The following is a 24,792-nucleotide window of genomic DNA, read 5'->3' on the forward strand; positions in this document are numbered from 1 at the left end:
TGCCATGAAACGACGCGACCTGTTGAAGATGAGCGGCCTGGCCGCGCTCGGCGCCGCCGCGGCGGCCTGCGGGGGCGGTGGCGGTTCGGAGGCCGCCGCCCGGCTGCAGTTCATGTTCTGGGGCTCGGCCTTCGAGAAGAAGGCCGTGGAGAAGATGCTCCGCCAGTTCGCGGAGCGGAACCCGGGCATCGAGGTCGAGCCGCTGTTCACGCCCGACGAGTACGACGTGAAGCTCAACACGCTGGTGGCCGGGGGGCGGGTGCCGCACGTGGGCTATGTGCCGATGGCCATGTCGTTCCGGCTGGCCGAGCAGGGCAAGCTGGTCAACCTGTTCCCCTATCTCACGAAATATCCGCAATTAGCGGGCTATTTGCCGGACGCCTACCTCTGGTACGGGCCGGACAAGATGCACGGCACCGCCACCGCCAACGAGATCGAGCTGCTCTGGTACAGCAAGGCCGCGATCGCCGAGGCCGGCATCGCGCCCCCGCCGGCCACCGCCGCGAGCGCCTGGACGTGGGACCAGCTGGTGGAGAACGCCTACAAGCTGACCGTCGACCAGAACGGCAGGCACCCGGACGAATCGGGTTTCGACCCCGGGCAGGTCAGGCAGTTCGGCATCTCCAGCAGCATCACCTACGGCGCCGCCTGGTACGGCTTCCTGCGCGGCAACGGCGGCGACTTCGCCGACGGGACGGGCCGGCGGTGCCTGCTCGACGCCCCGGAGGCCGTCGAGGTGTTCCAGAACTTGCAGGACCTCATCTACGAGCACCGGGTGATGCCCGGCCCCGGCCAGCTGGCCGCCACCGGCGACGACGTGCCCGGCACGAACATCCTGCTCAAGACCAAGCGGGTGGCCATGGTGGTCGACGGCCACTGGTCGCTGCTCGACATGAACGAGAGCAAGGCCGGCTACGGCATCGGCGTGCTCCCCCGCTACGCCGAGCCGTACACCGCCTCGCAGGTCGCGGGGGCTACGTCGGTGTTCGCCGGGACCGGGCACGAGCAGGAGGCGGTGGAGCTGTTCGCCTTCCACAACGACCCGCGCTACGTGGACCTGTTCGCGCAGGGGCTGTGGATGCCCCAGGAGAAGAAGTACTACGAGGACCAGGCGGCCATCGACTCCTGGACGAAGAACGCCGGGCACCCGCCGGAGTTCCGCACCGCGGTCGTCGACTACGCGCGCGACCACGGCGTCCCCGACTTCCGCAACCGGGTGCGCAACCTGGCGGCGATCAGCGCCGACGTGCTCACCCCCGCGCTGCAGGAGATCGAGAGCGGCAAGCGCCCGGCGGGCGAGATCCTGAAGGCCGCCGCCCCCAGGATCACCGGGATGCTGCAGGGCTGGCACCACACGCAGGCGCTCTGATGCGCCGCCTGGAGACGCGCTGGGGGTGGCTCATGGCGCTGCCCGCGATCCTCGGCTTCGCGATCTTCACCGTGGGCCCGATGCTGGCCTCGTTCGCCTTCAGCCTGACCGACTGGCAGATCGGCGGCAGCCCGTCGTTCACCGGGCTGGACAACTACGCCGAGCTGGCCGGGGACGAGCTGTTCTGGAAGTCGCTGAGCGTGACGACGTACTACACGCTCGGCGCCGTGCCGCTCACGCTGATCGTCAGCTTCGCCGTGGCCATGCTGCTCAACCAGCGGGCGCGCGGGCTGGCGATCTGGCGGACGATCTTCTACCTGCCGACGCTGGTCCCGGCGATCGCCAACGTGGTGCTCTGGATCTGGATCTTCAACCCGGACTTCGGGCTGCTCAACTCGCTGCTGCGGGAGGCGGGGCTGCCGACCTCGCAGTGGGTCCACAGCGAGCGGCTGGCGGTCCCGTCGCTGATCGTCATGAGCACGTGGGGCTTCGGCAACACCATGGTGATCTTCCTGGCGGGGCTGCAGGGGGTGCCGCGCCACCTGTACGAGGCGGTCTCCATCGACGGCGGCGGGCCGTGGCGGCGTTTCTGGCACGTGACGCTGCCGATGATGACGCCGACGATCTTCTACAACCTGGTGGTCGGCGTCGTGGGCACCTTCCAGGTGTTCAACCAGGCGTACGTGATGACCGAGGGCGGGCCGAACCACGCCACGCTCTTCTACGTCTACTACCTGTTCCGCAAGGCCTTCACCGAGAGCGAGATGGGCTACGCCAGCGCGCTCGCCTGGGTCCTCTTCATGATCATCATGGTGGTGACGTTCCTGTTGTTCCGCAACGCGCGCCGGTGGGTCTACTACGAGATGGCGGGGGCGCGGTGAGGGGGCGGCGCCGGTCCGGCAGGGTGCTGCTGTACGTGGCGCTGACGCTCGGCGCGATCCCGACGCTGCTGCCGTTCGCATGGCTGGTCCGCAGCGCGCTGATGAGCGACGAGCAGATGTTCGCCGCGCCGCCGGAGTGGATCCCGCGGCCGTTCCTGTGGTCGAACTTCGGCGAGGCGCTGACCGCGCAGCCGTTCGGCCTCTACCTGGTCAACACCGTGGTCATCGCGGTGGTGTGCGTGCTCGGCACCGTGCTCACCTGCACGGTCGCCGCCTTCGCCTTCGCCCGGCTGCGCTGGCGGGGGCGCAACGTGGTGTTCGCTCTGCTGCTGAGCGGCGTGATGCTGCCGTACGCGGTGACGATCATCCCGACGTTCGTCATGTGGCAGGAGCTCGGCGCGCTCGACACGTTCCTGCCGCTGACCGTGCCCGCCTGGTTCGCCGGGGCCGGGGGCGGGGTGTTCAACGTGTTCCTGCTGCGGCAGTTCTTCCTGACGATCCCGTACGAGCTGGACGAGGCCGCCTACATCGACGGGGCCTCGCCGTGGCGGGTGTACTGGACGATCGTCCTGCCGCTGTCCAGGCCCGCGATCGTGGTGGTCACGATCTTCACGTTCATCGGCACGTGGAACGACTTCCTCGGGCCGCTGCTCTACCTGCAGGACGAGGACAAGTACACGCTCTCTCTCGGGCTGGCCTCGTTCCAGAGCGTCTTCATCACCCAGTGGGGCTACCTGATGGCCGCCTCGGCCGCCGTCATCGCGCCGATCGTCGCCCTGTTCTTCTTCCTGCAGCGCTACTTCATCGAGGGCGTCACGCTCACCGGCATCAAGAACTGAGAGGTCAACGCCATGAGACGACCGGCCGTGGTGGCCGCACTCCTCCTGCTCGCGTCCTTACTCACCGGCGTGCGGCAGCCCGCGTACGCCGCCGCCCCCGCCCAGGTCACCGACATGTTCGGCAGGACCGTCAACGACTACGGCGTCCAGCTCGTCGACTGGGAGGGCTACCTGGCCAACCCGTACGTGGAGCTCACCGTCCGGCCGCCGCAGGACGCGCGGTTCCCGGTCACGATCGACCTCAAGGCCGAGGGGACCTCCCGGCTGATGATGGACCTGCCCAGCGAGCTGACCGCCACCGGGGCCACCAAGCGGCTCACGTTCGCCGGCGCGGCCGAGAGCCGGACCTTCAAGCTGGCCATCCACTCCAAGCGCGGCCCCGGCGCCGACGAGCTGCACACGCTGCGGCTGGCGATCCGCGACGCCGGCGGCGCGACGTACCAGCAGTCGATGCCGATCCGCGTGCAGCAGGACCAGAAGAGCGCGCTCGAACCGACGATCCCCATCGCCTTCGACTACCGCTTCGACGACATCACCGGCTACTTCTCCGACCCGGCCGTGCGCACCGCCTCGGAGGAGGCGGTCAAGGACTGGTTCAGGTTCTTCGACCTGGCGCCGTTCGACACCGTCCCGGCCGGGGCCGAGCCCAACCACCTGCCGGGCGACGACTGGCAGAACACCGTCAACGTCACCAACCAGTCGGCCTACAACGGCATGTGGGTGCTGTTCCGTGGCATCCAGCGGCCCTACTCGACCGGGTACCCGGCCGGCAACGGCCGCTATCACACCAGGGACGGCCGCCAGGTCCCCGGGCCGCTGCACCGGTCCACGGCAATGATCCTGGAGTACGACGAGGCGGCCAAGCAGCTGTTCACCTCACTGGCCGACGAGGACTGGTACCGGACCGACATCCGCGGCTCGGTGCTGGACGTGCACGGGCTCGTCATGCACGAGTACGGCCACGCCGTCGCCTTCCACAGCGACTGGGCCGGCATGCGCTCCTACGTGGCGAACGGCGGCGCCGACCCGGACGTCGTCGCCTACCAGGGCCGCGCCGTGCCGCTGGACGGCAGCTACCACATCCCCGGCGACCAGCCGTACTGGGACCGGCTCAGCGGGCAGAGCGGCGGCTGGACGCACCTGTTCCCGACCCGGCGGTGGATGCTCACCAAGCTCGCGCTGCTGGTCGCCGAGAACGCCGGCTGGACGCTGAACCGCGACCTCACCCCGTTCCTCGAACCCGCCATCCGCACCACCTCGCTCCCCGCGGCCACCCCCGGCCAGGCCTACCGGCAGACGCTCGACGCCGAGGGCGGCGTGCCGTTCTACGACTGGCAGGTCACCGGCGGCACGCTGCCGCCCGGTCTCACGCTCGACCGGTTCACCGGCACGATCGCCGGCACCCCGGCCTCGGCGGGCACCTACGAGTTCACCGTGCGCCTGCGTGACTACGACGCGCTCAGCACGCCGGTGACCCGGACCCTGCGCCTGGCCGTCGGCGGCGACGGCCAGGCGAACGTGGCCCGCGACGCCACCCCGGCGGCCTCCTACACCTCGCCGTGGGAGAGCGTCGCGGCGATCAACGACGGCCGCGAGCCGCAGAGCTCGAACGACACCGCCAATCCCCGCTGGGGGACCTGGCCGCGGACCGGCACGCAGTGGGCCGAGCTGACCTGGCCCGCCGCCCGGCGGATCAGCGCGGCCGAGGTGTACTTCTTCGACGACGGCGGCGGCGTCCGGGTGCCCGCCTCGTGGAAGCTCCAGTACTGGAACGGCACCGCCTACGCCAACATCCCCGGCGCCTACCCGCGCGCCCTGAACGCCTACAACCGGGTCGCGTTCACCGCCGTGAACACGACCAGGCTGCGGGTGTCGATGGACAGCGGCCAGGGCTCGCCCGGCCTGCTGGAGGTGCGGGCCTACGCCTGAGGGGCGAAGGCGGCGGCGTGCTCGCGCACCCACTGCGCGAACGTCCTGGCGGGGCGGCCGGTCACCTCCTCCACGGTGGGCAGCACCGTGTAGCCGGCCGCCGGCGGGTCGGTGCGCATCATGAGGAAGAAGGCCACGTCGTCGTCCGAGTAGCCCTCCGCGCGCCACCGCGCCACCATCTCGTCCCGGCCGAGCTCGACGAAGCGCACCTCACGGCCGAGCACCTCGCCGATCACCCGCACCTTGTCCGGCGGCGTCAGCGCCTCCGGGCCCGTCAGCCAGTACTCGCGGCCCGCGTGGCCGTCGCCCGTCAGCGCGGCGGCGGCCACGGCGGCGATGTCCGCCTCGTGCACCATCGCGCTCCTGGACTCGGCGAACCCGTCGCGCACCACCCCCTCCGAGGCGATCGAAGCGGCCCACTCCAGCGCGTTGGACATGAACTCCACCGGCGCCAGGGCGGTGCACTCCAGCCCGCCGGCCTCGATCGCCTCCTCCAGCGGGCTCTTGCCCACGTCCCCCTTCAGCACCGTCACCTTGCGCACGCCCGACCCGACCGCCAGCTCAACCAGGCCGGGGCCGTTCGTCAGCGGCTGGAAGTCCGCCGCGTCGAAGCTGATCAGGTGGGCGGCGGTGACGCCGGTGAACGCCCCGGCGAGGCTGCCGGTGTCGGCCAGGTTGCCGGCCACCACCTCGGCGCCCTCGGGCAGGTCCGCCTTCGCCGGGTCTCGGGTGAGCGCGCGGACCCGGTGCCCGGCGGACAGCAACTGCTCGACCAGGGGGCGGCCGACGTTGCCGGTCGCGCCCGCCACAAGAATGGTCATGGAATTCTCCTTCCGTCGTGCCGCCGACGCTAGAGGGGTTCGCGGCCGGATCCTGTCCGCGATCGGTGCGAGGATCGTCGTCATGTTGGAGACCTCGGCGCGGCTGCTCCGGTTGCTGGCGCTGCTGCAGTCGCGCCGCTACTGGCAGGGCGCGGAGCTGGCCGGCCAGCTCGGCGTCAGCCCCCGCACGGTACGGCGCGACGTCGGCAAGCTGCGTGAGCTCGGCTACCCGATCGAGGCGGAGGGCGGGGTCGGCGGCGGCTACCAGCTCGGCGCGGGCGCGTCGCTGCCGCCGCTGCTGCTCGACGACGAGGAGGCGGTCGCCGTCGCCGTCGGGCTGCGCTCGGCGGCCTCGAGCGGCGTCACCGGCATCGCCGAGACGTCGGTGCGCGCGCTGGCCAAGCTGGACCAGGTGCTGCCCTCCCGGCTGCGCCACCAGGTCGGCGCGCTCGGCGCGGCCATGGTCACCATGCCGTCCGGCGGCCCCGTCGTCGACGCCGCCCTGCTGACGACCATCGCCGCCGCCGTGCGCGACCACGAGCGGCTGCGCTTCACGTACGTGGACGGCGACGGGTCGGCGAGCGAGCGGGACGTGGAGCCGTACCGGCTGGTCAGCGGCGGGCGGCGGTGGTACCTGTTCGGGTGGGACACCGGCCGGGGCGGCTGGCGGACCTTCCGCGCCGACCGCGTCACGCCGCGCGTGCCGCACGGCCCGCGCTTCACGCCCCGCCCGCTGCCCGCCGAGGACCTGGCGGGATACCTGGCCGAGGGCATGACGTCCGGCCGTCACCGCTACCGGGCGGTGCTCACCATGCACGGCCCGGCCGCGGACGTGGCCGCCGAGGTCCCGCCCACGCTCGGCACCGTGGAGCCGCTCGGCGAGCGCACCTGCACGCTGCGGATCGGCTCCGACAGCCTGGACCACCTGGCGGTGTGGGTGGCCGCGTTCGGCTTCGAGTTCGAGGTGCGCGAGCCGCCCGAGCTGGTGGCGCACCTGCGCACGCTGACCGGCCGCCTGCGGCGGGCGATCCCGCCGGCCGGCGGCTGACCCGTACGGCCCCGGCACGGCCTCAGGCGCGGCGGCGGGCGCGGTAGGCGGTGGCCTTGGCCCGGTTCTGGCACGACAGGCCGCAGAAGCGGCGGGAGGCGTTGCGGGTGACGTCGAAGAAGACCAGGTCGCATCCGGCCGCCTCGCACGAGCGCAGCCGCACGCCCTGGCCGACGCCGATCACCATGGCCAGTGCGGTGCCCATGCTGGCGGCCCACGCGTCGACCGTCCCGGCGTCGCGGGCGTGGAAGGACAGCATGGGCGGCTCCCCGTACAGGCAGGGAACGGCGCCGTGGCGGACGAGCATCGCGTTCAGCTCCTCGACGGCGCCGGGCGCCGCGGTGAACACCGGGTGCAGCCCCTCGGCGACGGCGGCCAGGGCATCGGCGTCGCCGGCCTCGCGCGGGCGGCCGGCGGGCTCGGTGACGGCTGCGGTGAGGGCCGTCAGGCGCTCGGCGCCGCTTTCCGGCGGCTCGACGGGGCGGCCGCGGGCCTGGGTGATCACGAGGGTGTTCACCAGTACGACGGCCAGCTCCACCCACCGCCCGACATAACTGTCTATTTGGGATTGACCAGTGATGCGCCATGCCTCTATCGTCACTGTCACACCTTAACTAGACAGTGAGGATCTCGTCATGTCGAAGCTTGCCCGGAGCATGTGGCACCAGCTTGAGCCCATTCACGCGGTCGTGTACTTCTCGCCGGAGGCGTTCGGGGAGGCGGCGGCGCTCGGCTACGACGTCGAGTCGCGCTGGCCCTCCTACTTCGCCTACCGGCTGGCCCCGCTGGGGGCGGCAGGCGCCCGGGCGGCCACCTCCGCCTGCTACAGCTTCAGCCCCGCCATGATCGCCGAGCACGTGCCCGCCGTCTGGGAGGTGGCCGGCCCCGCCGAGGTGCTGCGGGCCAGGATCACCGCGGTCGACAAGACGTACCGGACCCTGCTCGGCGACAAGGTGGACAGCGCCGAACTGGCCGAGGCGGCCGAGCTCGCCGGGCGGGCCGCCGCGAGCGTGAGCGTGGCGGCGCGGCCGCTCGCCGCCGCCAACCTGGACCTGCCCTGGCCGCGTGAGCCGCACCTGGCGCTGTGGCACGCCGCCACGGTGCTGCGCGAGCACCGCGGCGACGGCCACCTGGCCGCGCTGCTGGCCGCCGGGCTCGACCCGTGCGAGTCGCTCGTCTCGTTCGCGGCGATCGGCGCGGCCCCCGCGGAGACCTTCGCCGGTCGCGGCTGGACGGCGGACGAGTGGGCGGCCGCGCGCGAACGGCTGGCCGCCCGCGGGCTGGTCGACGACGCCGGCCTGGCGACCGAGCGGGGCCGCGACCTGCGTGACCAGGTGGAGCGGATGACCGACGAACTGGCCGCCGGGCCGTGGCGGGCCCTGGGCGAGGACGGCGCGGCCCGCCTGGCGCAGCTGATCGGCCCCGTCCTGGGCCCCGTCTTCGAGGCCGGCCTGCTGCCGATGACCAGCACGCTGGGCATCGCCACGGTCAAGGCGCCCGACTGATCACCCGAAGCCGGGGGCGGGCTGCCACAGGCCGATGACGGTGCCCTGGTCGTCGGTGCACGTGCAGCCCCGGCCGGACTTGCTGTCCATCACGTCCCCCGTGCTGCCGCCGAGCTCACGCACCCGCTCGATCGCCGCGTCGATGTCGGGCACGTGGTAGTAGAGGTTGGGCTGCGACGAGGGGCCGCCGGACACGAAGCCCATCGGCACGGCCGTGTTCGTGATGTGCAGGTAGCTCTCGTGCTCCCGCTTCCCCTCCCAGCCGAACAGCCCGCCGTAGAAGGCGGCGGCCCGGTCCAGGTCCGTCACCGACAGCGTGTAGTAGCCGAGTTCGGCGGCCATATCGCTACCTCCAGGATGATCAGCGCTGTCGTTGGATGTCATCAGCATAACGAAGCCGTCGCAGCTCAACGGCAACGCTGACGCTGGACGCGACGCCGGTGGCGCCCGCCGGCCCGGCTCGTCCATGGACCACGCGGACCGGCTTCTCGCACCGGCACGTAGTGTGAAGACGTCCCCGATCATTGCCTGGTTGGGACGAAACCCGCCGCTCCTCGGACCGACCATCCGAACACCAGGGGTGGCAGCGGCCCCCGCCCGCCACGCGCCGGCGGGGGCTTTTCGTGCCTGCCGCCCGCTGGAGCGCCGTCACGCCACCCGCCGGTCACCCCTCCGCCGGGGCGCGGCGGGGCCGGCCTCCCTTGCGAGCGCGGCGCTCCGCCGGCTCCCGCTCAGCGGCTTCGAGCTCGGCGATCTCCTGAAGGGTGCCGTGCTGCCGGATGTCGGCCCGGATGTGATCAAGAAGGCGGGCCGATCGGTCGGTGCCGAGGCGCGCGGCGACGCTCTTGTAGGCGCCTCACATGCGGCGGGGGACGCGCAGGCCGGTGACGTATGTGTGGTCGCGTTCATTGGTCACCTGACCATGTTGGCGCACACCCCTATGCCGTCATCGCCGGATTGGTCACTAGTGAAGCACGGGACCTGCGGCAAGGTTCTTCACGCCGTCGGTCGGGATTGGACGACGACGTCTTCGACACCGGGCACCCTTGTGGGCTTACACCTGTAAGGCTATGGTCGAACCAGCCTTACAGGCGTAAGTGAGAGCGCATTGGGGCGCCGGCACAGAGGGGGAAGGTGTCATGACCGCGGACAGGCGGGCGACGGCGACCGCGGGGGCGCTGATCATCGTGGGTATGGTCGCCGGCGTGCTGAGCATCGTCCCCGCCCTTGAGGAGCCGAACTACCTCGACCTCATTTCCGCCGATGGCAGCCAGGTAACCGCCGGGGCGGTTTCCCAGCTCGTCATGATCCCGGCCTGTGTCGGGTTCGCCCTGTGTTTATACCCGGCCCTGAGGCGGGAGGACGAAGCGCTGAGCCTGGGCTTCGTCGGATTCAGGCTGATCGCCGCCACGTTCCACTTCGCGGGCGTGGTCATCTTGCTCCTGTTCCCTGAGCTGGGCCAGGGATCCACCCACGCCGGCATCCTGGGAGAGTCGCTGCGGACAGCGCGTGACCTGGTCAACCATGTCGCGTTGATCATCTCGCTGAGCCTCGGAGACCTCCTGCTCTTCGCTGTCCTCCATCGGTCGGGACTTGTTCCTCGCAGCCTGTCCGCCTGGGGATTCCTGGGGGCCGGAGCGGCCATGCTGGCGAGCTTCCTGGTGCTGTTCCGGCTGACCGAAGTCGTCGCGCCCCTCTACCTGGCCATGAATGCGCCACTGGCCCTCCAGAACCTGGCCCTGGCCGCGTGGCTGATCGTACGTGGCTTCGCCCCGCGGACCGGGGAGCCAGCGGCAGGCCATCGCTGAGATCGTTATCGTGAAGCGCATGGCCCGTACCGTCGTCGAGATCCATGTGCCGCTGCGTGAGAGCCCTCGGCTCTCCGAAACGGATTATGCCTTTCCTTGGATCGAAGAGATCGAGGAGTTCCTCACCGAGATGGAGGAACAGGGGCCGGCCGAAGTCTTCGACGTCGGCGAAGAGTTCGGTGACGTGTACGTCTTTTTCATCAGCGGCGCCGAGGAAGCGGCGCTCCTGAATGTCGCTTCCCGGGTGGCCGCTCTCGACGGTGTTCCCGACGGCGCCTTCGCCATGGTCACCGACGATGAGGCCGAAGAATTCGGTTCGGGCCGGAGGGTGAAGCTTCCGCTCCGTTGAGTGCCCGGCCCGGCAGCGCGGCCGAGGGCGCGGCCGGGGGCGCTGCCGGCGGCGGAACGAGAGCTAGCGCTTGCCGTACTTCTTGTGCACGGCCTGCTTGCTGACGCCGATCGCGTGGGCGATCTGCGCCCACGCCAGGCCCGCGACCCGCGCGCGCCGGACCTGGACCGCCTCGATGCGCTCGATCTCATGGCGCAGGGCGGTCGTGGCCTCCAGGGCGCGCAGCGGGTCGTCGTCCTGGGCCTGCCGCAGCAGTGTCGCCAGATCGTTCGTCATGGTCTAAAGGTAGTCCAGCAGGAGCCTGGTGACCTCGTGCGGCCGTTCGAGGGCGGGCAGGTGGCCGGCCCAGTCGAGTTCGAGCAGTTCGGCGTCCGGCAGCTCGGTGGCCAGGTACCGGGCGCTCTGCCGGAAGTGCTCCAGGTCGTAGGGGCCGGTGACGATCAGCGCGGGAGCCTTGACGTCGGCGAGCTCGAAGTCCGGCTCGAACTGCGGCGGCTCGGGGTCGGCGGCCAGCTGCACGGTGAAGGCGTGACGCTGCATCTCGATCACCCGCTGCCTGGTGGCCTCGTCGGCCTCGGGGCCGAGCCAGGTGCGGGCGTTCAGCTCGGCCGCGGCCTGCACGTCGCCGAGCTCCAGCAGCCGGTCCTCCTCCGCGCCGAACGCCAGCATGTCGGGCGTCCTGGGCAGGTCGGAGCCGGGGTTCATGAGCACCAGCCGGGTCGCCATCGCGCCGAGCTGGAGCGCGATGCGGCAGCCGTAGGAGGCGCCGACCAGCCTGGCCCGCTCCACGCCGAGCCCGGCGAGCACCTCGGCCACGTCGCCCGCGTCGCTGTAGGGGCTGTCGGCGGCGTACGGAGTGCGGCCGAAGCCCCGGTAGTCGAGCCTGATCACCCGGAAGCGCTCGGCGAGCGGCTCCCACTGGGCGTCCCACATGCCCGCGTCGGCGGCGCTCGACGCGAGGAGCACGACCGGCTCGCCGGTGCCCGCTTCTTCGAACCAGATCGTCACTTGGCCTCCACGACCAGTCGCATGCCCAGTCCGATGAGGACGACGCCGGAGATCCGCTCCAGCCATCGCCGCACCGCCGGGCGTCCCAGCATGTCCTTGGCCTGCGCGACGGCCCAGATGAGCGCGGTGTACCAGAGCAGGTCCACCAGGACCCACACGACGGCCAGCGTCACCAGCGTGAGCGGCACGTTCTGGCCCTGGGGCACGAACTGCGGCAGGAACGACATCGCGAACACCGCCGCCTTCGGGTTGGCCAGGCAGGTGCCCAGCCCGAGCAGGTAGGACCTGCGGCGGCCGGGAGCGGGCGGCACGACCGGCTCGGGCGCGCCCCGGCGCGCCTGCCAGATCGACTGCGCGCCCATGACCACCAGCACGACGGCGCCGGTGATCCGCATGACGTCGTAGGCCACCTGCGAGGCGAGCAGCAGCGCCGACAGGCCGAACGCGGCGGCCAGGCCCCACAGCAGGATGCCGGTCTCGTTGCCGAGCGTGGCGGTCAGGCCCGAACCGCGCCCCGATCTGACCGTCTGCCGCAGGATGACAGCGGTGCTCACCCCGGGCACCATCGCCACCAGCACGCACGCGCCGATGAAAGCTAGAAGATACATACGGGGCATCGTGTCAGAAGACCCGCGAATCAGCCGTACATTTTTCCGAGCGCCGCGACCGCCTCCGCCATGAGAACGCGCAGCTCGGGCGGGCCGAGCACCTCCACGTCCGCGCCCATGCGCAGCAGCAGCCAGCGGGCATGGGTGATCGACTCGATCGGCACGGTCAGCGTGCGCCGGCCTTCGGCGTCGGGCTCGCCGCCCTCCGCGAGGGCCGCCGCGACCACTTCGGCGCCCATCGTGTAGGCGAGCAGGTCCTCCCGGCCGGGGGCCAGTCTGATCACCGCCTCGGCGGTGTACATGCGCTGCCGGAACTCGTCGGCGTACGCCTTCCAGAACTCGGCCAGCTCGAACCCCTCGGGCCGGTCGAAGCGGCCAGGCGCCGTCTCGGCCGTCAGGACGCGTGAGACCCGGTACGTGCGCGGGCTGCCGCCGGGCGGGGCCGCGACCATGTACCAGGAGCCGCCCTTCAGCACCAGCCCGTACGGGTGCACCAGCCGCTCGACCACCTGCTGCCCCCACCGCCGGTAGGTCATCCGCAGCGGCCGCCGATCCCACACCGCCTCCGACACCTCGGCCAGGTGCGGCACGTCGTCGGCCCCCCGGTACCAGCCGGGCACGTCCAGCAGGAACCGCTCGCGCATCCGCGAGGCGTGCGAGCGCGGCTCGGGCGGCAGCGCGGCCAGCAGCTTCAGCTCGGCGTTCGCCGCCACCTCCGCGAGCCCCAGCTCGGCGGCCGGCCCCGGCAGCCCGGCCAGGAACAGCGACGAGGCCTCCTCGGCGGTCAGCCCGTTGAGCCTGGTGCGGTAGCCGTCGAGCAGCTGGTAGCCGCCGGCCGGGCCGCGGTCGGCGTAGACCGGCACCCCGGCCGCCGACAGCGCCTCCACGTCGCGGTAGACGGTCCGGATCGAGACCTCCAGCTCGGCCGACAGCTCGGTCGCCGTCATGCGGCCGCGCGTCTGCAACAACAGCAGGAGCGACAACAGACGACTGGCACGCATGCCGCCATTGTAGGAGCGCCCGCATCAGGCGAACTGCTGCCAGCCGAGCCTGATCACCATCGCGACCACCACGCACAGCAGGATGACGCGGACGAACCCGGTGCCGCGCCTGAGCGCCATCCTCGCGCCCACCTGCGCCCCGGCGATGTTGCAGGCCGCCATGCCGAGCCCCAGGCCCCACAGCACGTGCCCCTGCCAGCCGAACACCAGCAGCGCCCCCAGGTTCGTCCCGGTGTTGATGATCTTCGCGGAGGCGGACGCGGACACGAAGTCCAGCCCGATGATCGTGGTGAACGCGATGATCAGGAACGTCCCCGTGCCCGGCCCCATGATCCCGTCGTAGAAGGCGATGACCAGCCCGGCCACGCCCACCGCGACCATGACCCGGCCCCTGGTGCGCAGGTGCGGCTGCCCGGTGGCGCCCAGCGCCGGCCGCAGCGTCACGAACGCCGCCACCCCGAGCAGGATCACCATCACGGCCGGCCGCAGCACCTCGGCGGAGATCGCCGCCGCGGCCGACGCGCCGAGCCCGGCGCTCAGCACCGCGAGCGCCGCCCCCGGCAGCGCCACCTGCCGGTCGAACTTGGTGGTGCGGGCGTACGTGACGGCGGCCGAGGCGGTGCCGAAGACGGAGGAGAACTTGTTGGTGGCCATCGCCTGGACGGGTGAGATGCCGGTCACCATCAGCGCCGGGAGTTGCAGGAGCGCGGCGCCGCCCACGACCGCGTCGACCCAGCCGGCTCCCGCCGCCGCGACGAGCAGGAGCAGGACCTGTTCCAGCGACACGCGACTCCCCGATTCCCCCGATAAACCCCCAAAAGGGTATAGGGCGGGTTGGAGTCGCCTTTCACCGGCGTTCGATGAGCGCCTCGATGCCGTCGAGCAGCAGGTCGAGCCCGAAGCGGAAGTCGTCGTCGTCGGTCCACCCCTCGGCCCCGGCGAACACCCCCGCGCCCACCGTCTCCGACAGCGCCGGATAGGCGTGCGGGTCGAGGAGCTCGCCGAGCACCGCGCCGTACTCGGCCGCCCCCGCGATTCCGGCCCCGGCGCGCCCGGCGCCGGCCCGCATCCCGTGCACGAGCGTCGCGTCGGACAGCGCGTAACCGGTCAGCGCGGTGGCGGCGCGCAGCTTCTGGCCCTCGTCGAGCCCCGTACCGGACAGCGCGTCCAGCGCGCGGTCGAGCCAGAGCAGGCGGCGCGGCCCCAGCGGCGGCGTCAGCCGGTCGGCCAGCAGCAGCCAGGGCCGGCGCAGCAGGAGGTCGCGGTTGGCCCGGGTCCAGGCGGCCAGGTAGTCGCGCCACGCCAGGCCGCCGCGCTCGGGCGGGTCGGGCGCCGCGGCGTCGGCCATGAGCGTCAGCAGCTCGTCCTTGCTGCCGACGTAGCGGTAGAGCGCCATGGTCGCGACGCCGACGCGCGAGGCCACACTGCCCATGGAGACCGCTGCCAGCCCCTCGGCGTCGGCGATCTCCATGGCCGCGGCCAGGATCGTCGCCACGTCCAGGCGTGGCTTCGGCCCCCGGCGCGAGACCGGCTCGCGCCCCCACATCCGCGCCACGACCGGCGGCAGCTCCATCACGCGCACCCTCCCGAACCGCGTAGGAGATACACCTTAGTGACCGCCCGCGTGCGGGCCGCCCACACCTCCACCGGCCCGGCGGCGACGCCGGTTCGTCAGCCGGCCTCGGCCGGCACCCGCGCGGTGTGCTCCCGTGACGGCGGGCCGCCCCTCCGCCGCGGCCCGGGGCGGGACGGAGTGGAGCGGTCAGCGGGACGGAGCGAGGGTGCGCTTGCGGGAGGCGTAGATGTCGTCGATCAGCCGGTAGGTGCGCGCCTGCTCGGCGGTGAAGATCCGGTCACGCTCGATGTCCTTGCGGATCTCCAGCGGGCTGCGGCCGGTGTGCCGGGCCAGGATCTCCTCCTGCTGATCGCGCATGCGCAGGATCTCGCGGGCGTGGATCTCCAGGTCGCTGGACTGGCCCCGGCTGCCCTCAGTGGCCGGCTGGTGGAGCAGGACGCGGGCGTGCGGCAGGGCCGCGCGCTTGCCGGGGGCGCCCGCCGCCAGCAGGACCGCCGCCGCCGAGGCGGCCTCGCCGATGCAGACCGTGTGGATCTCCGGCCGGACGAACTGCATGGTGTCGTAGATGGCGGCCATCGCGGTGAACGACCCGCCCGGCGAGTTGATGTACATGTTGATGTCCTGATCCGGGTCGATCGACTCCAGCGTCAGGAGCTGCGCCATCACGTCGTTGGCCGCGGTGTCGTCGATCACCGTGCCGATGAAGATCACCCGATCCTCGAAGAGCTTGTTGTACGGGTTGAGCTCCTTGATCCCGTAGGAGGTGCGCTCGGTGAAGGAGGGCAGCACGTAGCGTCCGCTCATGTCAGTTGACCCCCTCGGCGATGTGGTCGACGAAGCCGTACTCCAGGGCCTCCTGGGCGGTGAACCAGCGGTCGCGGTCGGAGTCGGCCTGGATGCGCTCCAGCGGCTGGCCCGTGTGGAAGGCGATGATCTCGGCCATCCGCCGCTTGGTGTGGATCATGTTCTCGGCCTGGATCTGGATGTCGGTGGCCGAGCCGCCGATGCCGCCGAGCGGCTGGTGCATGACGACGCGCGAGTTGGGCAGGGCGTAGCGCTTGCCCGGGGCGCCGGCGCACAGCAGGACCTGCCCCATGGACGCGGCGAAGCCCATCGCGACCGTCGCCACATCGCACGGCACGAACTGCATCATGTCGTACAGCGCCATCCCGGCGCTCACCGAGCCGCCCGGCGAATTGATGTAAAGCGTTATGTCACTCTTCGAATCCTCGGCCGCCAGCAATAGCAGCTCGCCGCACAGCCGGTTGCAGACCTCGTCGTCGACCTCCTGGCCGAGCACGAGGATGCGCTCCTTGAGAAGCCGCTGATTGAGCTGGTCAGGCCATTGCGTGCGCGAAGTCTCGGTCATGGGCGTCGCCTTTCCGGTGGTGCCGTTTTACAACGACGACGTTAACCCCGGGCGCCGCGAATTAAGGAATCTTTTCGCTGGCGGCGCATTTCTCTAAAGGCGCATTCCACCGAGAGCGAATAAAGGTCGACATATAATCGCCGATGTGAGATGGAACCGATTGCTGGCCCGGCGATGGGCGTGCCTGATCCTCGGCGGCGCGCTGCTGATGCCGTACATGATGGTCGGCGTGCTGGTCTCCGGCGTGCTGCGCGGCGGCGAGACGGCGAACCTGCTGCTCCCCGCGCAGATCGGCGTCTTCGCCGCGGTGCTGCCCGTCGTGGCGCTCACGGGGCTGTTCCTGCCGGTGCGGACACTGGAGGTGAACGCGGCCGAAGGGCTGCTGGGCGTCCGGGTGGAGCCGGGGGTGGCGGGCGCGCGGCGGTCCTGGCAGGAGCGGCGGCGCACGGCGGCCTGGTTCACGCTGCACCTGGCGATCGGCGGGATCGCCAGCGGGTGCACGCTGGCGATCATCCCGTTCACGATGTTCTCGCTGGCCCTGCCCTTCACCGGGGGCGCGCCGGACGTGCTGGGCTATCGCGTGGACGGCGGCTGGACGGCGGTCGGCTGGGCGGCGGCGGGAGTGTCGCTGCTGGTCCTGCTGGTGCTGCTGGTCGACAGGTCGGCGGCACTGCTGGCGCGCGTCGCACCCGCGCTGCTCGGGCCCACCCCGGCCGAACGGCTGGCCGCCGCCGAGAAGCACGCCCGCACACTGGCCGAGCGCAACCGGCTGGCCCGCGAGCTGCACGACTCCGTGGGACACGCGCTGAGCGTGGTCACCCTGCAGGCGGCCGCCGCCGGCCGCATCCTGGACCGCGACCCGGCGACGGCGCGTACGGCCCTGGCGGCCATCGAGCAGTCGGCCCGCGCCGCCCTGGAGGACCTGGACCACGTCCTCGGCCTCCTCCGCGAGGGCACCGACCCCGCGGGCGAGGGCGGCCGGAGCACGATGCCGCAGGCCACGCTGGCGCAGCTGCCCGAGCTGGTGGCCGGGGCCGGCGTGCCGGTGCTGACGGAGGTGGGCGACCTGGGCGCGGTCCCCGGGACGGTGTCCAGGGAGGCGTACCGGATCGTCCAGGAGGCGCTGACCAACGCCATCAAGCACGGCCGCCCGCCCGTGCGCCTCACGGTCGCCGTACGCGACCACACGCTGTGCCTGGAGGTCGCCAACCGGGCGGGCGGCGCCACACCCGGCGGCGCCACACCCGGCGGCGGGCGGGGGGTGCCCGGGATGCGGGAGCGGGTGCGGCTGCTCGGCGGGGAGATCGACGCGGGCCCCGGAGAGGGCGGCTGGCGCGTCCGGGTACGGCTGCCGCTACGGTCGCAACCATGACTATCAGGGTCGTGATCGCCGACGACGAGGACCTCATCCGCGCGGGCCTGCGCATCATCCTCGACTCCGAGCCGGAGCTGAGCGTGGTCGGGGAGGCCGCCGACGGGGCCGCCGTGCTGCCGGTGGTGCGCCGCGAGCGGCCCGACGTGGTGCTCATGGACGTGCGGATGCCGGACGTCGACGGCATCCAGGCCACCCGGCGCCTGGTGGCGCTGGACGACGCGCCGAAGGTGCTGGTGGTGACGACGTTCGAGAACGACGACTACGTCTACGACGCGCTGCGGGCGGGCGCTGACGGGTTCCTGCTCAAGCGGACCAGGCCGGACGAGCTGGTGCGGGCGGTCAAGCTGGTGGCGGCCGGTGAGACGCTGCTGTTCCCGGCCGCCATCCGCGCGCTGGCCGGCCGCCACCCGGTCACCGAGGTGCCCGGGATCGGCAACCTGACCGGCCGCGAGGGCGACGTGCTGCGGCTGATGGCCAAGGGGCTGTCCAACGGCGAGATCGCCGCCGAGCTGACCGTCAGCCCCGAGACGGTCAAGACGCACGTCGGCAACGTGCTGGCCAAGCTGGGCGCCCGCGACCGCACCCAGGCGGTCATCGCCGCCTACGAGTCGGGGTTCGTCTCCCCGCGCTGACCGTGCCGACCGTGCTCACCGCGCTGACCGTGCTGACCGCGCAGCCGGACGAGCTCCGCGACGGGCAGCCCGCTGAGCTGGACGGCGGTCAGGCCGGTGGCCTCCATGACCTCGTCCACCAGCCGCAACCCCACCGCGTATCCCGCCATGTCCGGGATGCCGCGCGGTTCCTGACCGAACATCCGCATGGCGCTGTCCCCCAGCACGTACGCGGGCGTGTTCGTCATGCCCGCCAGCCCGAAGCCGGCCATGATCTTCGCGTGCGCGCGCTCGTACTCCTCCCCCGTCACCATCCCGGACCACGGCCCCATCGCCCCGGCCCCGGACAGCTCCCGCACGAACGCCTCGGCGAGCCCCTCGCTGATCACGTGCTCCCCCACGGTCACCGTGGCCGGGTTCCACTCGACGGTCGTGAAACGCACGCTGTGATGGAACTCGTGCACCGCCAGGTGCGCGATCCGGCCGATGACGTCGTCGGACGGCCACGCCAGCAGATACAGCCAGCCGGGCGCCCCGCCCATCCCGTAGTAGCCGCCGGTCACCCTCATCAGATGGTCGTCGTCCGGATTGCCCAGCACGAACATCACCTGAAGCGACTCGGCCTGCTCCAGGTGCCCCAGCGCCTCGGAGGCGCGCTGCAGCTCCCGCTCGACCTGCCCCAGCACGTCCTGGCCGGCCAGCCGGGTGACCGCCTCCAGGTAACGCGGATCGTCGGCGTCGACCCGGAACCCGCCGCCCCGGTGATGAATGTCGACGACGTCGCCCGGCACCGGGATCGCCGACCGCATCGGCGCCAGCATCTCGCGCAGCGCCCCGGGCCGCTTCTCCAGCGGCTCCTTCAGCATCTCGGCCATCACCGAGATCGTGTCGTGAACGATGAACCTCATGCCGCAGACGCTAGAACCTCACGCTACGTGAGGCTCAACCCGATCAAAGCTGCGGATCCTGCGACGAGTCGCCCCCCGGCGAACGGCCGGGCGTCTCCTCGCCGCTGCGCGACGGCGAGGGCGTCGGCGACGGGCTCGGCTGCTGCGGCTCCGGCGTGGCCGGGGTGGGCGGCGGGCTCGGCAGGAACTGCGTCGGCGGGAGCTGCCGCGGCATCGGGTCGCTGTTGTCGGTGCGCACCAGCATGAGCAGCGCGATCACCGTCATCAGCAGCAGCAGCACGAGCACCGCCAGCGCCGCCATCAGCACCCGCCTGCGCGTCTCGGTGAGCGGCCGCCTGCGCACCGGCGGGGCCAGCGCGGGCGCGCGGTCGGTCAGCCAGTACGGCACGAAGTCCGGGCCGTGCGCCTGCCCGATCAGCGTCCCGCCCACCATGACCGGCTCCAGGAACCGCTCGGCCCCCGGCTTGCCGGGCACGTACGGGACGGCCACCCACGGCGCCCGCCCGGTGTTCATGCCCAGCACCGCCGGCGCGTCCTCGACCACGGCCGACCGCGACCTGCCGGCCCGCCCGAGCCAGCCACGCACCCCCGCCTGAGAGGCCGGCTGGCCGGCGGGCGCCGCCTCCCGCAACGCGGTCACGAACCGCTCGCGCGCCGCCGCGTCGAACGCCGCCCCCCGCGTCAGCACGGCCAGCGAGACCGCCCGCCCGTCGGGCCCCTGTCCCAGGTACACGAAGCCGGCCGGGGCGGCGTGCAGGCGAGCCTGCACCACGAACGGCCCGAGCCGTGGCGGATCACCGAACTGAAGCGGACTTGCCACATCTGCCATGAAAGCACAGACGTGGCGTCGTGCACGTTTGCGGCGCCTTTGGTGGAATAGCGTCATGAGCGTCGCCGAAGAGCAGCCAGGCGGAACGGACGCGGCGGTGCTGCGTCAGACCCTCGACGAGGTCCGGCGAGTCATCGTCGGACAGGAGCACATGGTCGAGAGACTGATCGTGGCCCTGCTGGCACGCGGCCACTGCCTGCTGGAAGGGGTTCCGGGCGTCGCCAAGACCCTCGCCGCCTCCACCATGGCCACCGTCGTGGGCGGCACGTTCGCCCGTATCCAGTTCACCCCCGACCTGGTGCCGAGCGACATCGTCGGCACCCGCGTCTTCCACCCGTCCAACGAGAAGTTCGACGTCGAACTCGGCCCGGTGTTCGTCAACTTCCTGCTCGCCGACGAGATCAACCGCGCCCCCGCCAAGGTGCAGTCCGCGCTGCTGGAGGTCATGGCCGAGCGCCAGGTAACGCTCGCCGGCGTCACCCACCCGCTGCCCAGGCCCTTCATCGTGCTGGCCACCCAGAACCCGATCGAGTCCGAGGGCGTCTACCCGCTGCCCGAGGTGCAGCGCGACCGGTTCCTGTTCCGCGTACGGGTGCCGCACCCGACCGCGCACGAGGAGCTGGAGATCCTGCACCGGATGAGCGTCACCCCGCCCGCCCCCGACCGGATCCTCGACCCGCAGCGGCTGCTGGCGCTGCAGGAGGCCGCCGAGAACGTCTCGGTCCACCAGCTCGTCGCCGACTACGTGGTCCGCCTGGTCATGTCCACCCGCGCGCCCGCCGACTACGGCCTGGCCGACCTCGCCGAGACCATCGAGATCGGCGTCAGCCCGCGCGCCACGCTCGGCCTCGTCTCCGCCGGCCGCGCCCTGGCGGTGCTGCGCGGCCGCGACTACCTGCTGCCCGACGACGTACGCGACGTGGCCGTGGACGTGATGGCGCACCGGCTGATGCTCACCTTCGACGCGCTCGCCGACGGCGTCGACCCCGAGCAGGTCGTCCGGCAGATCCTGCACGCCGTGCCGCCGCCCCTCGTCGTGTGGAACCAGAACCGGTGAGCACCGCCGAACAGGCCCTGCGCAAGCTCGAACTGGTGGTCACCCGGCGGCTCGACGGGCTCCTGCACGGCGCCCACCAGGGCCTGCTGCCCGGCACCGGCAGCGAGGCCGGCGACAGCCGCGTGTACGTGCCGGGCGAGGACGACGTGCGCCGCATGGACTGGGCCGTCACCGCCCGCACGACGGTGCCGCACGTGCGCGACCTCATCGCCGACCGCGAGCTGGAGACGTGGGCGCTGGCCGACCTGTCGCCCAGCATGGACTTCGGCACCGCCGACAGCGACAAGCGCGACCTGGTCGTGGCCGCCGTCGGCGCGCTCGGGTTCCTGTCCAGCCGGCTGGGCGACCGGTTCGGCGCGCTGGTGATCCACGACGAGTTCATCCACCGCATGCCCGCCCGCACCGGCCGGCCCGCCCTCTACGGCCTGCTGTCGGCCCTCATGGACGCCCCGCGCGGCCGCGCCGTCCCCGACGCGCCCGACCTGGCCGAGGGCATCGACGTGCTGTCGGCCACCCGGCGGCGGCGCGGCATGCGCGTGGTCGTCTCCGACTTCCTCGACGCCCGCCCCTCGCTCGACCCCGCCGCCGAACGCCCCTGGGAGCGCCCCATCCGCCGCCTGTCCGCCCGACACCAGGTGCTGGCCGTCGAGATCGTCGACCCGCGCGAGCTCGAACTCCCCGACGTGGGCCGCGTCGCGTTCGCCGACCCCGAGACCGGGAACGTACGCGAAGTGCACCTGTCGCCCAAAGTACGCCGCGCCTACGCCGAGGCCGCCGCGCTGCAACGGGAGGGCACCCGCGCCGCCCTGCGCCGCGCCGGCGTCGCCCACCTGGTGCTGCGCACCGACCGCGACTGGGTGTTCGACGTCGCGCAGTTCGTCCTGCGCCAGCGGCGCACCCGCCACCTGGCACACCGGAAGGTGACCCCGTGACTTTTCTGTCGCCGGCCTGGCTCTGGCTGTCCGTGCTGGTGCTTCTGCTGGCCGCCGGCTACGTGGCCGCCCAGTTCTTCCGCCGCCGCTACACCGTCCGCTTCACCAACCTGGCCCTGCTCAACCTGGTCGCCCCCGCCGGCCCCGGCTGGCGCAGGCACGTGCCGCCCGCCCTGTTCCTGGTCATGATGTCGCTGCTGGTCCTCGGCGCGGCCCGGCCCGCCGACGAGGTACGGGTGCCGCGCGACCGGGCCACCATCATGATCGCCCTGGACGTGTCGCTGTCCATGGAGGCCGGCGACGTCGACCCCAACCGCATCACCGCCGCCAAGGCCGCCGCCCAGGCGTTCGTGCAGGAGCTGCCCGACCGGTTCAACGTCGGCGTCGTCGCCTTCGCCCGCTCCGCCAACGTCCTCATCTCACCCACCACCGACCACCGCGCGGTGATGACCGCGATCGGCAACCTCGCCACCCGGCCGGGCACCGCGATCGGCGAGGCGGTGTTCAACTCGCTGGAATCGGTGCGCTCCTTCGACCAGGACGCCGCCACCGACCCGCCGCCCGCCGCGATCGTGCTGCTGTCCGACGGCGACAACACCTCCGGCCGCTCGGTCAAGGAGGCCACCGACGCCGCGACCCAGGCCCACGTCCCGGTCTCCACCATCGCCTACGGCACCCAGGAGGGCACCGTCTCCATCGACGGCAGGCCCGTCAACGTGCCCGTCAACAAGCAGACGCTCCAGCAGCTGTCGGAGGGCAGCGGCGGCCGCGCCTACAGCGCCGAGTCGGGCAGCGAGCTGCGCGAGGTCTACGAGCAGATCGGCACCTCGCTCGGCTACAAGCTCGTCAGCCAGGAGATCACCCAGCAGTTCATCATCGCCGCGCTCGGGCTCGGCCTGCTGGTCGCCGGCGCCGCGGTCTTGTTCGGCACCCGGATCCCGTAACGTTTCCCCACGTGGCCCACTACTTCTCCGAGCGTCCCGAGACCGCCAGCAAGCCCGGCTCCGTCGACCTGGTGCTGCCCGACCTGCACCTGCGGCTGGAGACCGACAGGGGCGTGTTCTCGCCGGAGCGGGTCGACGTGGGCACCCGGATCCTGCTGGAGACGGTTCCGCCGCCGCCCCCGCTGGGCGACCTGCTCGACCTGGGCTGCGGCTACGGCCCCATCGCGCTGACGATGGCCTCCCGGGCGCCGGAGGCGACCGTGTGGGCCGTCGACGTGAACCGCCGCAGCCTGGAGCTCACCGAGCGCAACGCCCGGGCCGCGCGCCTTTACAAAGTACGGTCCGTGCATGCCGACGAGATGCCGGAGGGCGTGACGTTCCAGGCGATCTGGTCCAACCCCGCCATCCGCATCGGCAAGGCGGCCCTGCACGAGATGCTCACCAGGTGGCTGTCCCGGCTGGCACCCGGCGGCGCCGCCTACCTGGTCGTCCAGAAACACCTCGGCTCCGACTCCCTGCAGCGCTGGCTCGGCGAGCAGGGCTGGCAGGCCTCCCGCGAGGCCTCCCGGGCCGCCTACCGAATCCTGAAGGTGCAACGATGAGAAGGCAGCTGCGCCCCACCGACGTCAAGCGGCTCAACCGCACGTGGCGCCGCAACACCGGCAACCGGCTGGGGCTGATCCTGGAGTCGGTCACCGGCCCGTTCAACGTCGGATCGATCTTCCGCAGCGCCGCCGCTTTCGGCGTCGACCAGATCTGGCTGGCCGGCAACTCCACCCCGCCGACCAACCCGAAGGCCGGCAAGACCGCGCTCGGCACCGACCGGCTGGTCACCTGGCACGAGGCGGTGCCCGCCACCGAGGCGGTCAAGGCGGCCAGGGACGACGGCTTCACGGTCCTGGCGATCGAGCTGACCGCCGAGGCCGTCCCCCTGCACAAGGCCGACCTGGGCCGCGACGTGTGCCTGGTGGTCGGCAGCGAGGACCACGGCTGCTCCCCCGCGCTGCTCGACGCCGCCGACGGCGTCTGCTACATCCCGCAGGTCGGGCGGGTGGGGTCGTTCAACGTCGCGGTCGCGGCGGCCATCGCGCTGGCGGAGGCCCGGCGCCAGGAATGGCAGAATCTCCCCGATTCGTAACCCCGTTGTTCATTCGCGGAAGGCATACTCAGTCCGTGCTCAGCCGTCGCTTCGCTTTCCTCGACCATCCGGCGCCCCTGGCGTTCGCCCATCGCGGCGGCGCCGCCGAAGGAGCGGAGAACTCGGCGGCGGCCTTCGAGCGGGCCGTGCGGCTCGGCTACACCTACCTGGAGACCGACGCGCACGCCACGGCCGACGGGGTGCTGCTCGCCTTCCACGACCACACCCTCGACCGGGTGACCGACCGGCGCGGCCGCATCGCCGAGCTGCCCTACAGCGCCGTGCGGCGCGCCCGCATCGGCGGCGAGCACGAGATCCCGCTGCTGGAGGACCTGCTCGGCACCTGGCCGGAGACCCGGTTCAACATCGACGTCAAGGAGGCCGCGGCCATCGCGCCGCTGGCCGAGGCGATCCGCCGCACCGGCGCCCACGACCGCGTCTGCCTGACGTCGTTCTCCGACGAGCGGCTGGCGCTGGCCAGGGCCGCGATCGGCCGGGAGGTCTGCTCGGCGCTCGGCCCGCGCGGCGTGGCCGCGCTGCGCGCCGCCGCCTCCACCTCCGGCTACGGCCGCCTGCTGGCCCGGCTCGTGCGCGCGGGCATCCCGTGCGCACAGGTCCCGATCGGCTTCCGCGGCCTGCCCGTCACCACCCGCAGCCTGGTCCGTACGGCGCACGCCATCGGCATGCAGGTGCACGTGTGGACGATCAACGACGCCGTGCGGATGGAGCGCCTGCTCGATCTGGGCGTCGACGGCATCATGACCGACAACATCACCGGGCTGCGCGCCGTGCTGGAAGAGCGCGGGCAGTGGCATCCCGGCCGCATGGCCGCCTAGGAGCGACACTTTGTCCGTACCCGCACCCCCCGCGGACCCCACCGACGCCTC

General features: G+C 72.1%; 29 protein-coding genes. 16 read left to right on the forward strand and 13 right to left on the reverse strand.

Annotated features, from left to right (window positions below; all coding sequences use genetic code 11):
• Positions 1 to 4 precede the first annotated feature (4 nt).
• Genes ADY59_RS27090 through ADY59_RS27105 form a run of 4 tightly spaced genes read left to right on the forward strand, consistent with a single transcriptional unit; the run spans position 5 to position 5,018 of the window.
• Positions 5 to 1,369 (forward strand): extracellular solute-binding protein, encoded by a 1,365-nt coding sequence (locus ADY59_RS27090; protein ID WP_049567382.1) that lies wholly within the window; start codon positions 5 to 7, stop codon positions 1,367 to 1,369.
• A complete protein-coding gene (locus tag ADY59_RS27095; RefSeq protein ID WP_049567383.1) occupies positions 1,369 to 2,250 on the forward strand; it encodes a carbohydrate ABC transporter permease in 882 nt (293 codons plus the stop codon). The genes ADY59_RS27090 and ADY59_RS27095 overlap by 1 nt, the downstream gene beginning before the upstream one ends.
• Complete coding sequence (locus ADY59_RS27100; RefSeq protein ID WP_053175193.1) at positions 2,247 to 3,089, forward strand: carbohydrate ABC transporter permease; 843 nt, start codon at positions 2,247 to 2,249, stop codon at positions 3,087 to 3,089. The genes ADY59_RS27095 and ADY59_RS27100 overlap by 4 nt, the downstream gene beginning before the upstream one ends.
• A gap of 12 nt (positions 3,090 to 3,101) precedes the next feature.
• Positions 3,102 to 5,018 (forward strand): Ig domain-containing protein, encoded by a 1,917-nt coding sequence (locus ADY59_RS27105; protein WP_049567392.1) that lies wholly within the window; start codon positions 3,102 to 3,104, stop codon positions 5,016 to 5,018.
• Here the strand turns inward: ADY59_RS27105 and ADY59_RS27110 are convergent.
• The gene (locus tag ADY59_RS27110; protein WP_049567395.1) at positions 5,009 to 5,839 is read right to left on the reverse strand and encodes an SDR family oxidoreductase; all 831 of its coding nucleotides are present in this window, start codon (positions 5,837 to 5,839) and stop codon (positions 5,009 to 5,011) included. The genes ADY59_RS27105 and ADY59_RS27110 overlap by 10 nt on opposite strands.
• An 82-nt stretch (positions 5,840 to 5,921) precedes the next feature.
• Here ADY59_RS27110 and ADY59_RS27115 point away from each other — a divergent pair, with 82 nt between their 5' ends.
• Entirely contained in the window at positions 5,922 to 6,887 is a 966-nt protein-coding gene (locus ADY59_RS27115; protein ID WP_049567398.1) for a helix-turn-helix transcriptional regulator, read from the forward strand.
• A gap of 22 nt (positions 6,888 to 6,909) precedes the next feature.
• Here ADY59_RS27115 and ADY59_RS27120 read toward each other — a convergent pair whose 3' ends face one another.
• On the reverse strand, positions 6,910 to 7,488 hold the full coding sequence (locus ADY59_RS27120) for a CGNR zinc finger domain-containing protein (RefSeq protein WP_231618910.1): 579 nt from the start codon (positions 7,486 to 7,488) through the stop codon (positions 6,910 to 6,912).
• Positions 7,489 to 7,522: 34 nt separating this feature from the next.
• Between ADY59_RS27120 and ADY59_RS27125 the strand changes: the two genes are divergently transcribed.
• Positions 7,523 to 8,392, forward strand: coding sequence for an SCO6745 family protein (locus ADY59_RS27125; RefSeq protein WP_049567403.1), 870 nt, complete (start codon positions 7,523 to 7,525; stop codon positions 8,390 to 8,392).
• Here the strand turns inward: ADY59_RS27125 and ADY59_RS27130 are convergent, their stop codons facing one another.
• Complete coding sequence (locus tag ADY59_RS27130; protein WP_049567408.1) at positions 8,393 to 8,734, reverse strand: VOC family protein; 342 nt, start codon at positions 8,732 to 8,734, stop codon at positions 8,393 to 8,395.
• Between the two features lie 797 nt (positions 8,735 to 9,531).
• On the opposite strand from ADY59_RS27130, the gene ADY59_RS27135 reads away from it, so the two are divergent.
• Together ADY59_RS27135 and ADY59_RS27140 are read left to right on the forward strand one after the other, a co-directional pair.
• Positions 9,532 to 10,200: a DUF4386 domain-containing protein gene (locus ADY59_RS27135; protein ID WP_049567410.1), complete on the forward strand. Its 669-nt coding sequence runs from the start codon at positions 9,532 to 9,534 to the stop codon at positions 10,198 to 10,200.
• A 19-nt stretch (positions 10,201 to 10,219) separates the two neighbouring features.
• Positions 10,220 to 10,549 carry a hypothetical protein gene (locus ADY59_RS27140; protein WP_049567460.1) on the forward strand — a complete coding sequence of 110 codons (330 nt, stop codon included), beginning with the start codon at positions 10,220 to 10,222 and terminating at the stop codon, positions 10,547 to 10,549.
• Positions 10,550 to 10,612: 63 nt separating this feature from the next.
• Here the strand turns inward: ADY59_RS27140 and ADY59_RS27145 are convergent, their stop codons facing one another.
• From ADY59_RS27145 to ADY59_RS27180, 8 genes are all read right to left on the reverse strand, one after another.
• The gene (locus ADY59_RS27145) at positions 10,613 to 10,825 is read right to left on the reverse strand and encodes a hypothetical protein (RefSeq protein ID WP_049567414.1); all 213 of its coding nucleotides are present in this window, start codon (positions 10,823 to 10,825) and stop codon (positions 10,613 to 10,615) included.
• Positions 10,826 to 10,828: 3 nt separating this feature from the next.
• Positions 10,829 to 11,557, reverse strand: a complete 729-nt coding sequence (locus ADY59_RS27150) for an alpha/beta fold hydrolase (protein WP_049567417.1) — start codon at positions 11,555 to 11,557, stop codon at positions 10,829 to 10,831.
• Positions 11,554 to 12,165, reverse strand: a complete 612-nt coding sequence (locus ADY59_RS27155; protein ID WP_063780798.1) for a LysE family translocator — start codon at positions 12,163 to 12,165, stop codon at positions 11,554 to 11,556. The genes ADY59_RS27150 and ADY59_RS27155 overlap by 4 nt, the downstream gene beginning before the upstream one ends.
• Positions 12,166 to 12,194: 29 nt before the next feature.
• A complete protein-coding gene (locus ADY59_RS27160) occupies positions 12,195 to 13,166 on the reverse strand; it encodes a helix-turn-helix transcriptional regulator (protein ID WP_049567422.1) in 972 nt (323 codons plus the stop codon).
• Between the two features lie 24 nt (positions 13,167 to 13,190).
• Positions 13,191 to 13,952: a TSUP family transporter gene (locus ADY59_RS27165; protein ID WP_049567423.1), complete on the reverse strand. Its 762-nt coding sequence runs from the start codon at positions 13,950 to 13,952 to the stop codon at positions 13,191 to 13,193.
• A gap of 61 nt (positions 13,953 to 14,013) precedes the next feature.
• The gene (locus ADY59_RS27170) at positions 14,014 to 14,739 is read right to left on the reverse strand and encodes a TetR/AcrR family transcriptional regulator (protein WP_049567426.1); all 726 of its coding nucleotides are present in this window, start codon (positions 14,737 to 14,739) and stop codon (positions 14,014 to 14,016) included.
• A gap of 189 nt (positions 14,740 to 14,928) precedes the next feature.
• Positions 14,929 to 15,546 carry an ATP-dependent Clp protease proteolytic subunit gene (locus tag ADY59_RS27175; protein WP_049567427.1) on the reverse strand — a complete coding sequence of 206 codons (618 nt, stop codon included), beginning with the start codon at positions 15,544 to 15,546 and terminating at the stop codon, positions 14,929 to 14,931.
• Position 15,547: 1 nt separating this feature from the next.
• Entirely contained in the window at positions 15,548 to 16,111 is a 564-nt protein-coding gene (locus tag ADY59_RS27180; RefSeq protein ID WP_049567430.1) for a ClpP family protease, read from the reverse strand.
• A 145-nt stretch (positions 16,112 to 16,256) separates the two neighbouring features.
• On the opposite strand from ADY59_RS27180, the gene ADY59_RS27185 reads away from it, so the two are divergent.
• Positions 16,257 to 17,483, forward strand: coding sequence for a sensor histidine kinase (locus ADY59_RS27185; RefSeq protein ID WP_231618911.1), 1,227 nt, complete (start codon positions 16,257 to 16,259; stop codon positions 17,481 to 17,483).
• On the forward strand, positions 17,480 to 18,118 hold the full coding sequence (locus tag ADY59_RS27190) for a response regulator (RefSeq protein ID WP_049567434.1): 639 nt from the start codon (positions 17,480 to 17,482) through the stop codon (positions 18,116 to 18,118). Before ADY59_RS27185 ends, ADY59_RS27190 begins: the two co-directional genes overlap by 4 nt.
• Here the strand turns inward: ADY59_RS27190 and ADY59_RS27195 are convergent.
• Entirely contained in the window at positions 18,088 to 19,005 is a 918-nt protein-coding gene (locus ADY59_RS27195; RefSeq protein WP_082310433.1) for a DUF2268 domain-containing protein, read from the reverse strand. The two genes, ADY59_RS27190 and ADY59_RS27195, sit on opposite strands and share 31 nt — an antisense overlap.
• A gap of 43 nt (positions 19,006 to 19,048) precedes the next feature.
• Positions 19,049 to 19,834, reverse strand: coding sequence for a hypothetical protein (locus tag ADY59_RS27200; protein ID WP_049567437.1), 786 nt, complete (start codon positions 19,832 to 19,834; stop codon positions 19,049 to 19,051).
• A 55-nt stretch (positions 19,835 to 19,889) separates the two neighbouring features.
• Here ADY59_RS27200 and ADY59_RS27205 point away from each other — a divergent pair, with 55 nt between their 5' ends.
• From ADY59_RS27205 to ADY59_RS27230, 6 genes are read left to right on the forward strand one after another with little or no spacing between them, the layout of a single operon-like run.
• Positions 19,890 to 20,891 (forward strand): AAA family ATPase, encoded by a 1,002-nt coding sequence (locus ADY59_RS27205; protein ID WP_049567439.1) that lies wholly within the window; start codon positions 19,890 to 19,892, stop codon positions 20,889 to 20,891.
• A complete protein-coding gene (locus ADY59_RS27210) occupies positions 20,888 to 21,823 on the forward strand; it encodes a DUF58 domain-containing protein (protein ID WP_331459527.1) in 936 nt (311 codons plus the stop codon). The genes ADY59_RS27205 and ADY59_RS27210 overlap by 4 nt, the downstream gene beginning before the upstream one ends.
• Positions 21,820 to 22,767: a VWA domain-containing protein gene (locus ADY59_RS27215; RefSeq protein WP_049567445.1), complete on the forward strand. Its 948-nt coding sequence runs from the start codon at positions 21,820 to 21,822 to the stop codon at positions 22,765 to 22,767. The genes ADY59_RS27210 and ADY59_RS27215 overlap by 4 nt, the downstream gene beginning before the upstream one ends.
• Positions 22,768 to 22,778: 11 nt before the next feature.
• Positions 22,779 to 23,369, forward strand: a complete 591-nt coding sequence (locus tag ADY59_RS27220) for a class I SAM-dependent methyltransferase (RefSeq protein ID WP_049567448.1) — start codon at positions 22,779 to 22,781, stop codon at positions 23,367 to 23,369.
• The gene (locus tag ADY59_RS27225; RefSeq protein WP_049567450.1) at positions 23,366 to 23,905 is read left to right on the forward strand and encodes a TrmH family RNA methyltransferase; all 540 of its coding nucleotides are present in this window, start codon (positions 23,366 to 23,368) and stop codon (positions 23,903 to 23,905) included. Before ADY59_RS27220 ends, ADY59_RS27225 begins: the two co-directional genes overlap by 4 nt.
• Positions 23,906 to 23,940: 35 nt before the next feature.
• Positions 23,941 to 24,741 carry a glycerophosphodiester phosphodiesterase family protein gene (locus tag ADY59_RS27230; protein WP_049567451.1) on the forward strand — a complete coding sequence of 267 codons (801 nt, stop codon included), beginning with the start codon at positions 23,941 to 23,943 and terminating at the stop codon, positions 24,739 to 24,741.
• Positions 24,742 to 24,792 lie beyond the last annotated feature (51 nt).

Origin of the sequence: Nonomuraea sp. SBT364 (assembly GCF_001083785.1) — a bacterium.
Taxonomy (GTDB): domain Bacteria; phylum Actinomycetota; class Actinomycetes; order Streptosporangiales; family Streptosporangiaceae; genus Nonomuraea.